Raw genomic sequence first — 12,682 nt, 5'->3', positions numbered from 1 at the left:
TTGTAATTGTCTTGCAACTAATTAGCTTAGCACCTAAGCTGGATTTACAATTCATCGACCCATAGGATTTTTGCAGGCAATCGCCCGATGTTCATTCCCAAAATCAGTGAATTCACCATCCGTCGTCATACTAACGCCAAATCTTTTCAACGGGGTGAGGCTTATTACAAAGCAGGTGCGGTTCATGCCGTTACCCAACGTAATAATCAATTTCAGGCAGAAGTTGCAGGTCATGAAGCCAAACCCTATCGTGTAAGCTTGGTTTTTGATGATCAAGGTTTAACTTCAGCAAACTGCACCTGTGCTTATAACTTTGATGGTTGGTGTAAACACATTGTGGCGACTATACTTTTTTGCCTGCGTCAGCCAGAACTTATTGAACAACGCCCCACCTTAGAAGAATTACTCGATTCTCTTGATCATCTTCAAACTCAAAGACTGGTGGAAGAATTAGTTACACGATACCCGCAGTTAATTGAGACGATTGATCACCACGTCAGTTGGATAATCAATCCTGCACCCAAGGAACAAACCGCCAAAGCTGCACGCCTGACTGTTAATCCTAAGCCCTTTGGGCAGCAGGTACGGCAAATTCTCCGGGATGCAGTGCGTTATTGGGAAAATGGCTACGAAGACGACCCCATTAGCGAAGAATTGCCTAGTGTGATCCAAACTGCTGTAGACTTTTGTGAACGGGGAGATGGTTATAGTGCGATCGCAATTTTGGAAACCATTACTTCTGCTTGTGTGGAAAATTGGGACTATGTTGCAGAATACGGTGCTGACAATGATGAAATTGTCGAGGAATTAAATGATGCTTGGTGTGAAGCCATTCTCACCGCCGAACTTTCCCCAGAAGAAAAAGTAGATATTCAGGTGAATTTGGAAACTTGGCAAGATGAGTGGAATGCTGATTTTGCCATGAGTTTAGAAGCTTTGCATCAAGGCTGGGATGAACCAGCACTACTAAGTGTTCTAGAAGGAAATATCACTCCTAGGGGAATTTGGGAAGAAGAAATACCAGACTACGCCGATGATTTGGCACTGATTCGCCTGAAAATCCTTGAACGTCAGGAACGTTATCAAGAATATCTGTATTTAGCAGCAGCCGAAGGGCAAACTGAACAATATCTCACAATTTTGGGTAGGTTAGGCAGAGTTGAAGAAGCAATTGCAACTGCCCAAACCGAGATGAACTCAATGGAAGAAGCTTTTGCTTTAGCTAAAACACTAGCAGCACAAGGTTCATTACAGCAAGCATTAGATATTGCCCAAACAGGATTTAATTTACCGGGAAATTGTCAGTATGAATTGGCAATTTGGACAAGTGATTTAGCCTTGGAGTTGGATAATCATGCAGCAGCTTTATCAGCAATTAAAGCTGCTTTCCAAGTTAATCCTTCGTTTTTTGACTATCAAAGGATGGCAGAATTAGCCGGGGAATACTGGGAAAGTGTCAAAACTGACTTGTTAAAAATTATTCGCACCTTTGGAGGTTGGGAAACAGCATCAGCCAAGGTGGATATATTTTTACATGAGGGATTAATCGAGGATGCGATCGCGATCGTTTCGGAACTCAGTTCTGATTATTCTGAGTTAATACATCGAGTGATGAATGCTGCTATCCCTCATAAACCTGATTGGGTAATTGCCAATGCCCACCGCCGTGCCGAAAAGATTATGAATGAGGGTAAGGCAGAATACTATTATTATGCAGTTGAATGGTTAAAGAAAGCACGCGCCGCTTATTTGGCATCTGGCAGACAAACCGACTGGTCAAGCTATCGCACAGAACTAATACAAACCCACGCCCGCAAGCGTAAATTAATGGAAATGTTTAAGCAACAGGGTATGGAGTAATTCGTAATTAAGAATCGTTATAACTATTATTGCTCAATCCCTGCAAGCCAAGAATTGTAGACAAAGCTAATGCTAATTGTGCTAGATAATTCTGATCTAGATAACCAATAACTCTGATTATTCTTGATTTATCAATGGCTCGAATTTGCTCACAAAGTATTACAGAATCTTGATTTAATCCACCAATTCCGGTAGGAACAAATACATGAGATGGTAAAAGAGCGCGTCGAATTTTAGAAGTAAATGGAGCAATGATTGTATGAGGGCTTACAGCGTTTGCTTGATCAATCTGTAGAATGATAACGAGTCTAATACCTGCTTGTTCTGTACCTATAACTGGATTGAGATCACACAGAACTATATCCCCTCGTTTAATTTCTACCACTGAATTTTCCCACGAGCCAAGCGATTTTCATACTCTTCCAAGTTGGATAAATAATCAGAAAAATCTGACTCAACTAATTCCAAAGATTCATGAGACTGAAGCCAGGATGAAGAATCTTTACCGCTAGACTTCCAAACAAGAAAGTCTATAAAATCACTGACCTCTTTAACCAGAGATTCTGGAAGAAGGCGAATTTTAGCGATGGTTTCGTCGTGTGCTGTCATGTGTACGCTTACTGCAATTTTATTTGAGTACGGCAAATATATACATTATCGCTATCTTTAAGTCACCTGATGCATTAACAGTAAATTAAGTTTTATCAAAAAGCTCTGATACTTTACGATAATTATAGGTATATTCGCAAATAAAGCCATGTCTGAATCAATCCAGTATATTACTAACCATCAAGGCGAGCGAGTTGGTGTACTGTTAGATTTAGAAACATATAATCAGCTAACAAATACATTAGCAGTAGATGCCGAAATATTAACTGGTTTAAGCCAAGATGAACTGACAGCTTTGGCAGAAAGTATGTTGTCTCCTAAAGCTCAGGCTCAATTGGATGATTTACTAGCTCAGAATGCTCAAGACCAATTATCAGATGATGATACTGCCACTCTAGACCGTTTAATAGCGCAAGTTGACCAACTAAATATTCTTAAAACCAGAGCTAGGTACACCTTAAATACACTCAAAGGAAGATCAAAAGTAGCGTGAGTGTTTACATTCCTGTTGAGCTACAACGAGAAATTCGTAATCATTTCAAAGATTGTTGTGCTTACTGCCATACTGCTGAATCACTGACTGTCACTAATTTTGAGTTTAAGCATATCATTCCTAGGTCAGCTAATGGAGAAACCCTGTTTGAAAATCTCTGCTTGGCTTGTCCATCTTGTAACCGTTATAAAGCATCTCGCCAAACAGCGCTTGACCCAACAACTCAACAGGAAGTCAAACTATTTCATCCACAACAGCAATTGTGGTCTGAGCATTTTACTTGGAATGAAAATGCTACGGAAATTATAGGAATTACACCTGTTGGTCGAGCAACAATTTCTGCTTTGAAAATGAACCGTCCACAATTGACTCGTGTGCGTAAAATGTGGGTGAAGATGGGTGAACATCCTCCTAATATTTAAATAACTGGTAACTTCTACACTATGAAAGCCTTAAATATTACACTCTTTAAGTCTGGATACGAGATGATGAATACCTTGCCATTTAAGGTCTGCATTATAAGTAACAAAAGGTGTCCTGGTGATAGTATTAGTGGCAAAGGAGGGTGAGAAAGGCAAATGTCCAATAGGTGCTGATATATTAAAATTTACCTCTGAGTCTTTTATCCATTTACTATTCACTTTCTATCCAACGTGATCACTAAATTTATCCAAAGTTTGTTCAAATAAATCACCGTACGGCTTAACATCAAGACTTAAATAAATTTTCTTTTGAACGCTAAAGCCAAAGTGTCCATTGCTATATTTGACCCACAGGTAGTCAATTGTACGGAGGTCTGTGCAGGGAAAATCTAAAAGTTGTTCATTGTTTAAATAGTCGCCTTTGTCACCTCCTACCGCCTGAACCATCACCAGATAAGTTTCATAATCTGCTTCTTTCCACTGTCCTGCTTTTAGCAAATCCCGCAGCTTGGTGTAGTTTATACCTTTTTCTGAACTGAGGTCATCTTCGTTGGGTGGTGTTTGTCGAGGTGCAGCTGTCGGTGTTGGCTGCTGGGAAATGGGCTGAGGAGAAATCAAACGTTGATGTATGGGGGCAACATCCTCATCTCGAAGCTTAAGAAGTTGTTGGAATCGCTTTAAATCCTCACGAGTTCCATCACTAAGAATTGGTTCTTCTTCCAAAGCTTCAGCCAGTGCTTCTTCATATTCCTGTAAGCTTTCCTCAAACTCGCGAAATGGTTTTAAGACTTCCTCTTCTATCGCCGCCGCCACTTCCGGCTGTAATCCTAATTCCTTTTGTCTACGATTAAGAACCCTGCGTCCAACAGATGAGACATGACCATTCCTGACACATTTCTCTACTTCTTTTCGATACTCTAATTGCGGGTCGCCTACTGGTGCTTTCGCTAAACGAATTGTATAACCTTCCCGAACTGCAAAAATTTCCGGCTTCATCGCTGGTTTTGCTTCCTGCACTTTGCGCTTGGCATATTCATGCAGTTCTGCAACTGTAATCACACCATCGTTATCAGTATCAGCCGCGCCTTTTTCAATTCCTTCAACCAAATAGCGGGTGTAAATTCCGCCTCCCGAATCTTCAAACGATCGCTGTGTCGCTGTTGAAGAGGTTAACACAACTCTACCTTCACCACCTAATTGCGCTTCAATATCAAGGTCAATAGTCGAAAAGTCTCTTGCACTCATCCCCTCAGCAAAAGCCCCGCTAAAGCAACAATCCAAAATAATTACCTGTCGCTTTGACTTGCTGCTACTCATGTAACGTTCATGGATAAACTTGGTAGCTACTGCTGTTGCAAGCCTTGGGAAACCTTGGGGATTGATTTCGGTGTTGTGGGTGACAAAAAATAGATGCCCATCTTCATGTCTATAGCCATGTCCAGAAAAATAAAGCATTACTATGTCATCTTTTTGACATTTTTCCATGAATAACTGCTCAATTTCTGACTGCATAGTGATGGAATCAGGATTAAGCAAAAATTTGACTTCATCAAACCCGCCTATGTTTGAATCCTGCAAAACACGTTGCATTGCTTCAATATCTTTAGCGACACCAGGTAACGGATTTATCTTCTCAGACTGATATTCACTAGTCCCAATCAGCAATGCATACTTTGCCATTTTGCTTGCTTATTTACGTTAAAACGCTCAAATTTGCTTTAATTTTATATTTTAGACTTTATCAAAGTTGATTTCCGTACTCTTGACAAGTTTCAGCCCCAGTTTTGCCGAAGGTTGCTGCCTTAAAAATACTTTGTGTCTTTGTGCCTTGGTGGTAAAAGTGGTAAAAAATTTTAAACCACAAAAGACACTGAGACACAAAGAGAAAAAGGATTTTCACTGCGTAGTTGATGACGGCTATTTATCTTTGCCCTTTTTTTCATCTAGTGCTTTCTGAATTGCTTGACGGCAAAATTCAGGGGGATCATCTTGTGCTTTCACCTCGTCTTTCATTTCCTTAGTGACTCGAAAGTTTAATTATTCAGTTAATTTAATCTCTCTATCTGATGGTGCTGGTTGTAAGTTCTGTGGATTCCCTTTAGGATTAGGCATTGTTGAGAAAAGTAAATATAGTGTCTTAGGCTGTGAAAATTAGTTTTCTTATCGAACCACAGAGGCACAGAGAACACAGAGAAATTAGAAAGCAAATTATGCTTGGTGTCTTTGTGCCTTGGTGGTGAAGATACTAAACCACAAAGACAAGCCAGTGCGTTGGGCGGCTTTGCCGACTTGAAGCAACTGGCGTCACAAAGACACAGAGAGAAAAAGGGTTTTCACTGCGTAGCTGATGACGGCTATTTATCTTTGCCCTTTTTTTCATCTAGTGCTTTCTGGATTGCTTGACGGCAAAATTCAGGGGGGTCATCTTGTGCTTTTACCTCGTCTTTCATGGTCTTGGTGACTCGAAAGTTTAATTGCTCGGTCAACTGTTCGTCTCTAGTTGATTTAATTGGTTCAAAGTTTTGTGGATTACCCTTGGGGTTAGGCATTGTTGAGAACTATGTATATAGCTTGATTCTTCTGTTAACAGAGGAATAAAATTTTTCTATCGGTGGGTCTTAACCCTGGAAAAGTTGTTACCCACCGATACCACTTTTATCAAGAGGTAATTCTATTGTATGTTTACGCGTTCTGAACTAGAAATCAAAACGCTCACGGAATTGCGTGACTTGTGCCGTAGATGGCATCAAGCCAACTGGTAATCCAGGTTACAAAACGTCGTACATAACATCCCTGTTGGCGTTTCCATACTTGGCACTTCAACAGATGAAGGAAAACAGGGGTTTAAAGTCTCCTAGTTTTGCGAACTTTCAGTGCTTTGGTTCCGCACTAGATGAAATGGGAGTACCCACAGACGAGCAATCGGCTTTAATTCGCATCACAATGGAAGGGCGTAATATGAGCTACCCTGAGCGTTATAAGCAATCACAGTTGATGAATTTGTATAAGGCTAAGTTGCTACTTGAACAACTCATTGACTTGTTGAATAAGTAATAAATAGGGCGGGCAAAATGCCCACCCTACAAGATTGGTATTTAATTTAATTGAAATGCGATCGCCTTCAACCAGCAATTCAACCAATTTTGACAAAATTATTAATCAAAATCAGTTTGTCAGCTGAGTACAATCACAACCCAAACCATTGTGTAAACTATAGTTGAGAACGGAGAGAGAGGGATTCGAACCCTCGTTGAAGTTGCCCCCAAACAGCATTTCCAGTGCTGCGCCTTCAACCACTCGGCCATCTCTCCAGATGTCACGATTTACTATATTAGTCTAAAATTCCAGAAAATGCAAAGATAAAAAAAGATATTTTAGATTTAATCTGAAAGTCCCATCCTAAAACCTAAATCAAGATGTCCCGTACATACACAATTAAAGTTCGCGATCGCGCCACTGGCAAAGAATACACCCTGCAAGTACCAGAAGACCGCTACATCCTGCACAGTGGTGAAAGAGAAGGGGTAGAATTGCCTTTTTCTTGCCGGAATGGGGCTTGCACCACTTGCGCTGTGCGGGTGTTGTCGGGAGATATTTACCAACCAGAAGCGATCGGATTGTCGCCAGAGTTGCGCCGCCAAGGTTATGCTTTGCTGTGTGTGAGTTATCCCCGTTCTGACTTGGAGGTGGAAACGCAAGATGAAGATGAAGTCTATGAACTCCAGTTCGGACGCTATTTTGCTAGGGGGAGAGTTAAGGCGGGTTTACCTTTAGATGAGGATTAAGTTTTGTTTCACGCAAAGGCGCAAAGGCGCAAAAACTACTCTGGCGGTGCGTATTAGTGTTTGGTTGCGAAGAATTGCGGTTTTGGCTTGTCTTTTGCTGTTGGTGAGTTGTCAAGCTAAAGGTAAGCCGGAAAGTAATCAGGCGCAGGTGAAGGTGGCGCGGGTGGTGAGTGGGCAAAGTTTGGAAGTGCTAGGTATGGCTGAACAACCAAATTTGATATCCCAAGTGCGGTTGATTGGTGTTGATGCACCAGATCTGCGTCAGCGTCCTTGGGGAGATGAGGCAAAACAACAGTTAGAAAATTTGATTGGCGGTGCAGAAAAAACTGTAATGCTGGAGTTTGATATTGAGGCAAAAGACAAAATTGGGCGGACTTTGGCTTATGTGTGGAAAGATAAAAAGTTGCTGAATGAACAAATTGTCAAACAAGGGTATGCTTTGTTTGTAGGGCGATCGCCTAATCATAAGTATGACCAGCGCTTAGAACGTGCCCAACAATGGGCTAGAATCATGGGTCAAGGTATTTGGAATCCAGAAAAACCGATGCGTATGACTCCTACTGAGTTTCGTCGGTTGAATCGGTAGTTGTTAGTTGTTAGTTGTTAGTTGTCAGTTGTTTTCTGGCAAGTATTGACTAATGACCGCTGACCACTGACTATTGACTACTGACCACTGACCACTGACCATTGACTCATGACTCAACTACAAATTTTTCTGGATATTGCCACGGAAGCGGCGCTAGCTGCGGGTGCGGTGTTAAATGGTTATTTGGGTAAATTAGAAGATGCTGTGACTGAAAAGGGACGCCCTGGTGATCTAGTCACGGCTGCGGATAAAGCTTCGGAAGCAGTAATTTTAGAAGTTTTGCGTCGTCATTTTCCCCAGCACTCTATCCTTGCTGAAGAGTCAGGGAAATTAGGCAATCAAGATAATGAGTATCTCTGGGCGATTGATCCTTTAGATGGCACAACTAACTACGCCCACCAATACCCAGCTTTTGCGGTTTCTATTGGGTTGTTAATTAACGGCGTTCCGCAAGTTGGCGTAATTTATGACCCTTTCCACGATGAATTATTCCGTGCTGCTGCTGGTTTGGGAGCAACACGCGATCGCCGCCCCATTCAAGTTTCGCAAACTGCGGAACTGAGTAAAAGTCTTTTAGTAACAGGTTTTGCCTATGATCGCCGCGAAACCTCTGACAACAACTATGCCGAATTTTGCCACCTCACCCATCTCACCCAAGGAGTCAGACGCAGCGGTTCAGCATCGCTGGATTTGGCGTGTGTTGCTTGTGGGCGTGTCGATGGCTATTGGGAACGAGGGCTTTCTCCTTGGGATGTTGTCGCTGGTGTAATTTTATTACAAGAAGCAGGTGGTAAAATCACTGCCTACGATGGCACTCCCTTCAAAATTGAAACTGGTAGAATTTTAGCTACTAACGGTTATCTACATGACAGCCTGAGTCGTGAACTACAACAAGTTCCTCCCCTGTCGGCATGGAGATGAGTGAATAGGGAGCAGAGGTGCAGGGGGGCGGGGGAGAAGGGGAGAGCATTTTTTACTACTGACAGCTAACTACTGACTACTGACTACTGACAATTGACTTCTGACTCCCGAAAATTTGCTACTGCCGGATTGCTGATTGGGCGAAGTAAACTAGAACAAATCTAACGCCTCCTTTGGTGCAAACCGCTTTATGTCATTAAAAATAGATCGTGGATTGTTTAAATATGATTTCATAGACCATCACGCAATTTTGTGCGTTCCAGTTGATGCGGATGTGAAAGATATACGTAAACGGTATCTTCAAATCGCTCGCCGCTTGCATCCTGATAGCACTGCTATCACAACTGCTTCAGAAAAGCAGCTAGCGAGCGAATTGTTGTCAAAGTTGGTTAACCCAGCTTACGAAAAACTAACTGCTGAACGCACTCGCGCAGAATACATCATAGTTTTGTCTCAAATGGGCAAGCGTCTGGTACAAGAATCTAATTCGGTGGAATTGACTACTGATTTAGCTAAACAGCTAGCTGCTGCCCCAAATAGCGATCATCTCTATAAAACTGCGATCGCCAAAATTGCTGAAACACAATACAATTCGTTGCTGCAATCAATTCAAATCATTGCCCAAATCAGCGAGTTGAATTTAGTTTACTTGATGCAAAATGCTGGCAAAGCTCTTGCAGCACCACCAACTGCCAAAGCCCCAGTCAACTCCAATACATCAAAGCCAAATACAGCAGCACCCCCACCCCCACCGGTGCCAGCAAAAGAAGATTCAGTAGTCGAACAATATCTCCGTCGCGCTCAAACTTTGATTGATAAAAATCAATTTGCCCAGGCCAAAGTAGAATTGCAGGATGCTTTGAAACTAGAACCTAAAAGTAGTCGCTGTCATAGTCTGATGGCAGTGGTGTATTTAAAGCAGAATCAGTTGAAAATGGCGAAAATTCACTTTGATAACGCGCTCAAATTAGACCCTAACGACGAAGCAGCGTTGGCATGGAAACCTAAAATAGAAAAGGCTTTGGGGCAACAATCAACTACTGCTAAAGTGACTTCACCTCATAGTAGTGGAACTAAGCAACCAGATAAGCCTGGGGGTGGCGGATTGTTTGGTGGTTTGTTTGGTGGTAAGAAAAAATAGTCAGTAAAAGGGAATTGGGCATTGGGAATGGGGAATTGGGCATGGGGTATTAGTTTACTTATTCTCCCCCTCATCCCCCCTGCACCCCTGCACCCCTGCACCCTCTGCTTGCCTTCACCCAGCAATTTTGGGTTGGCAGACTAGTAGTCCCTTTGAAATTAGTATGAGTTGGTGGGATTAATTTAACGGAGGATTTAATGGTTTATCAACCAGCAGCGGGAGCCAGGGATTTATTGCCCTTAGATGTAGCTCAAAAACGCTGGATTGAAGATAGATTAGAGCAGGTGTTTCACCGTTGGGGATATCACAGGATTATCACCTCGACACTAGAGCGGATGGATACGCTGATGGCGGGAGAAGCAATTCAGCGCCAGATGGTAATTCAATTGCAAAATGGCGCAGATGAAGAGTTAGGGCTGCGTCCAGAATTGACAGCCTCTATTGCTCGTGCGGTTGCAACTCGCATGGCAGATGCGAGTTATCCCCAACGACTGTACTACAATGCCAACGTATTTCGTCGCACTTGGGAAAACAGGCACAATTCTCAGCAAGAATTTTATCAAGCTGGGGTTGAGTTGTTGGGTGTAGGCGGATTACTGGCAAATGCAGAAGTGTTGTTGTTGGTGGGCAATTGCTTGTCAGCATTGGGTTTACAGGGCTGGCATTTAATTTTAGGCGAAGCGGGAATCACCCGATCGCTTCTTGATGCCTTTCCCACTGATTTACAAGCTCAAGTCCGCAGTGCGATCGCTCATCTCGACCGCATCACCATAGATACTCTGCCTTTAAGCGACGAACTACGCGATCGCGCCAGAATCATGCTAGATCTGCGCGGCAAAAGTGCAGATGTGTTGCAAAAAGTCAGCAGCCTCAATCTAGACGCAGAACAACAAGAAGCAGTAAATAACCTCAAATCTCTGGTAGAGTTATTAGAATCCAAAGGGGAATTCCCTGTAATTCTCGACCTCAGTCTCATCCAAACCATAGATTATTACACCGGTATTGTCTTTGAAGTTGTCAGTGATACTGGCTCCCAAGCGAGAGTTTTAGGGCGGGGCGGTCGCTACGACCAACTTCTGCGACTATATCACCCCCAAAAACAAAACATCCCTGGGATTGGTTTTGTACTCAATATTGAAGATTTATACCAAGTTCTTTTACCTACTCAGCAATTACCACAGACAACTCCAGCTAGCAACTGGTTGGTAGTACCAGAAGCTGCAACTGCTGAAGCTGCTGCCTTTGCCTACGCGCAAAAACTACGAGATTCAACTTATTTGGTAAGGGTGGAAATGGATTTAGGCGGTAGGGATGCCCAAGCCATTCGCCAATATGCACGCGATCGCAATATTGCCCAAATCGCCTGGATTAAAGCTGACGGTTCACCGACAATTGAGACATTGCGTTGGTAGCCAGTTAGGGGCAGGGGAGCAGGGGAGCAGGGGAGATGGGGGGATGAGGAAGAAATAACTCCTAACTCCTCACTCCTAACTCCTAACTCCTCACTCCTAACTCCTAACTCCTAACTCCTAACTCCCCAATCCCCAGTACCCAGTCCCCTGCTACGCTAGAAACAGCTGACTTAGAAGAGAGGGAATCGGAAAAATGCCACACACTATTGTTACTGATGTTTGTGAAGGCGTTGCTGACTGCGTAGGTGCCTGTCCAGTAGCTTGTATTCATGACGGCCCAGGTAAAAATGTTAAGGGGACTGATTGGTACTGGATTGATTTTGCTACCTGCATTGATTGTGGCATCTGTCTCCAAGTTTGCCCTGTAGAAGGTGCGATCATTCCAGAAGAAAGACCCGATTTGCAAAAAACACCGGAATGATTTTTCAGCTAAAATCAGCTGGGGAACAGGCATTTGAAATAATTCGTAATTGATAACTCGTAATTCGTAATTGAATTAGTTGGGGTTTGAATCCCCAACTAATTCAAGACCGCTAAATTGAAATTTTAGCGGTGGACTCAAACCCTCTAATTACGAATTACGAATTACGAATTAGTAATTATGTTGAAACACTTCAAGATTGCCTGTTCTTTTTAAGTTTCATAGGCTATGTTAATTAAAATTTATACCAAATTTAAAAATGTCAGGTTCACCAAAAAATTTTACTCCATTACTAGAAGTTGAAAATGTCCATGCTGGGTATATAAAAGATGTAGATATCCTGCAAGGCGTGAATTTTCGGGTTGAACCAGGTGAATTAGTAACAGTAATTGGGCCTAACGGTGCTGGTAAATCCACCTTGGCAAAAACTATTTTTGGGCTATTGACCCCCCATACAGGCACAATTACCTTTAAAGGTGAAAATATTGCTGGCTTAAAGTCAAATCAAATCGTCCGTAAGGGAATGTGCTATGTTCCGCAAATAGCCAATGTCTTTCCCTCCCTCAGTGTTGAAGAAAACTTAGAAATGGGAGCTTTCGTTCGTGACGTTCCCCTCAAACCCCTCAAAGATAAAATATTTACCATGTTTCCTAGATTAAGCGATCGCCGTCGTCAACGCGCTGGTACTCTTTCTGGAGGAGAACGCCAAATGCTAGCGATGGGCAAAGCTTTAATGTTAGAACCTAGTTTGCTGCTGTTGGATGAACCTTCTGCTGCTTTATCCCCAATTCTAGTTACACAAGTGTTTGAGCAAATTAAACAAATTAACCAGGAAGGTACAGCAATTATCCTGGTAGAACAAAATGCTCGTAAAGCCTTAGAAATGGCTCATCGCGGCTATGTACTAGAATCTGGACGCGACGCCATGTCCGGGCCTGGTCAAGAATTATTGAACGACCCCAAAGTGGGTGAACTGTATTTGGGAGCAGGTAAGGCCCATTGAGGGGATGGGGGGATGGGGAGCAGAGGAGC

The 12,682-nt window shown here is 42.7% G+C and carries 15 protein-coding genes, 1 tRNA gene and 1 pseudogene; 11 read left to right on the top strand and 6 right to left on the bottom strand.

From position 1 onward, the window contains the following. The first annotated feature begins 87 nt into the window (after nt 1-87). On the top strand, nt 88-1,860 hold the full coding sequence (locus I8748_RS17190) for an SWIM zinc finger family protein (protein WP_198125790.1): 1,773 nt from the start codon (nt 88-90) through the stop codon (nt 1,858-1,860). 7 nt (nt 1,861-1,867) lie between these two features. Here I8748_RS17190 and I8748_RS17185 read toward each other — a convergent pair whose 3' ends face one another. Both I8748_RS17185 and I8748_RS17180 read right to left on the bottom strand, forming a co-directional pair. Beyond that, entirely contained in the window at nt 1,868-2,245 is a 378-nt protein-coding gene (locus I8748_RS17185; RefSeq protein WP_198125789.1) for a type II toxin-antitoxin system PemK/MazF family toxin, read from the bottom strand. After that, nucleotides 2,239-2,469 carry a DUF2281 domain-containing protein gene (locus I8748_RS17180; RefSeq protein WP_198125788.1) on the bottom strand — a complete coding sequence of 77 codons (231 nt, stop codon included), beginning with the start codon at nt 2,467-2,469 and terminating at the stop codon, nt 2,239-2,241. Before I8748_RS17180 ends, I8748_RS17185 begins: the two co-directional genes overlap by 7 nt. Nucleotides 2,470-2,617: 148 nt before the next feature. On the opposite strand from I8748_RS17180, the gene I8748_RS17175 reads away from it, so the two are divergent. Continuing rightward, nucleotides 2,618-2,962, top strand: coding sequence for a hypothetical protein (locus I8748_RS17175; RefSeq protein ID WP_198125787.1), 345 nt, complete (start codon nt 2,618-2,620; stop codon nt 2,960-2,962). After that, on the top strand, nt 2,959-3,384 hold the full coding sequence (locus tag I8748_RS17170; RefSeq protein WP_198125786.1) for an HNH endonuclease: 426 nt from the start codon (nt 2,959-2,961) through the stop codon (nt 3,382-3,384). Before I8748_RS17175 ends, I8748_RS17170 begins: the two co-directional genes overlap by 4 nt. Nucleotides 3,385-3,606: 222 nt before the next feature. On the opposite strand, the gene I8748_RS17165 is transcribed toward I8748_RS17170, so the two are convergent. The 3 genes and pseudogenes from I8748_RS17165 to I8748_RS17155 form a co-directional block, all read right to left on the bottom strand. Then, the gene (locus I8748_RS17165; protein ID WP_225896452.1) at nt 3,607-5,064 is read right to left on the bottom strand and encodes a caspase, EACC1-associated type; all 1,458 of its coding nucleotides are present in this window, start codon (nt 5,062-5,064) and stop codon (nt 3,607-3,609) included. A 237-nt stretch (nt 5,065-5,301) separates the two neighbouring features. Beyond that, nucleotides 5,302-5,496 (bottom strand): annotated as a pseudogene (locus I8748_RS17160) (hypothetical protein). A gap of 242 nt (nt 5,497-5,738) precedes the next feature. Beyond that, the gene (locus tag I8748_RS17155; RefSeq protein ID WP_198125785.1) at nt 5,739-5,933 is read right to left on the bottom strand and encodes a hypothetical protein; all 195 of its coding nucleotides are present in this window, start codon (nt 5,931-5,933) and stop codon (nt 5,739-5,741) included. 175 nt (nt 5,934-6,108) lie between these two features. On the opposite strand from I8748_RS17155, the gene I8748_RS17150 reads away from it, so the two are divergent. Continuing rightward, on the top strand, nt 6,109-6,438 hold the full coding sequence (locus tag I8748_RS17150; protein ID WP_318781234.1) for a hypothetical protein: 330 nt from the start codon (nt 6,109-6,111) through the stop codon (nt 6,436-6,438). Nucleotides 6,439-6,608: 170 nt separating this feature from the next. On the opposite strand, the gene I8748_RS17145 is transcribed toward I8748_RS17150, so the two are convergent. Continuing rightward, nucleotides 6,609-6,695: transfer RNA gene (locus I8748_RS17145), tRNA-Ser, on the bottom strand. 105 nt (nt 6,696-6,800) lie between these two features. Between I8748_RS17145 and I8748_RS17140 the strand changes: the two genes are divergently transcribed. From I8748_RS17140 to I8748_RS17110, 7 genes are all read left to right on the top strand, one after another. Further along, on the top strand, nt 6,801-7,169 hold the full coding sequence (locus I8748_RS17140; RefSeq protein WP_198125784.1) for a 2Fe-2S iron-sulfur cluster-binding protein: 369 nt from the start codon (nt 6,801-6,803) through the stop codon (nt 7,167-7,169). Continuing rightward, nucleotides 7,159-7,755, top strand: a complete 597-nt coding sequence (locus I8748_RS17135; RefSeq protein WP_198125783.1) for a thermonuclease family protein — start codon at nt 7,159-7,161, stop codon at nt 7,753-7,755. The genes I8748_RS17140 and I8748_RS17135 overlap by 11 nt, the downstream gene beginning before the upstream one ends. 108 nt (nt 7,756-7,863) lie before the next feature. Then, nucleotides 7,864-8,676, top strand: a complete 813-nt coding sequence (locus I8748_RS17130) for an inositol monophosphatase family protein (protein ID WP_198125782.1) — start codon at nt 7,864-7,866, stop codon at nt 8,674-8,676. Nucleotides 8,677-8,866: 190 nt separating this feature from the next. Next, nucleotides 8,867-9,817, top strand: a complete 951-nt coding sequence (locus I8748_RS17125) for a J domain-containing protein (protein WP_198125781.1) — start codon at nt 8,867-8,869, stop codon at nt 9,815-9,817. A gap of 197 nt (nt 9,818-10,014) precedes the next feature. Next, the gene (locus I8748_RS17120; protein WP_198125780.1) at nt 10,015-11,229 is read left to right on the top strand and encodes an ATP phosphoribosyltransferase regulatory subunit; all 1,215 of its coding nucleotides are present in this window, start codon (nt 10,015-10,017) and stop codon (nt 11,227-11,229) included. 193 nt (nt 11,230-11,422) lie between these two features. Further along, entirely contained in the window at nt 11,423-11,650 is a 228-nt protein-coding gene (locus tag I8748_RS17115; RefSeq protein WP_198125779.1) for an indolepyruvate ferredoxin oxidoreductase subunit alpha, read from the top strand. Between the two features lie 259 nt (nt 11,651-11,909). Further along, nucleotides 11,910-12,653: an ABC transporter ATP-binding protein gene (locus I8748_RS17110; protein ID WP_198125778.1), complete on the top strand. Its 744-nt coding sequence runs from the start codon at nt 11,910-11,912 to the stop codon at nt 12,651-12,653. Nucleotides 12,654-12,682: the final 29 nt, after the last annotated feature.

Origin of the sequence: Amazonocrinis nigriterrae CENA67, from assembly GCF_016056305.1 — a bacterium.
GTDB lineage: Bacteria > Cyanobacteriota > Cyanobacteriia > Cyanobacteriales > Nostocaceae > Amazonocrinis > Amazonocrinis nigriterrae.
Note: the sequence above shows the minus strand (reverse complement) of the source record. Positions and strands in the feature narration are given on the sequence as shown.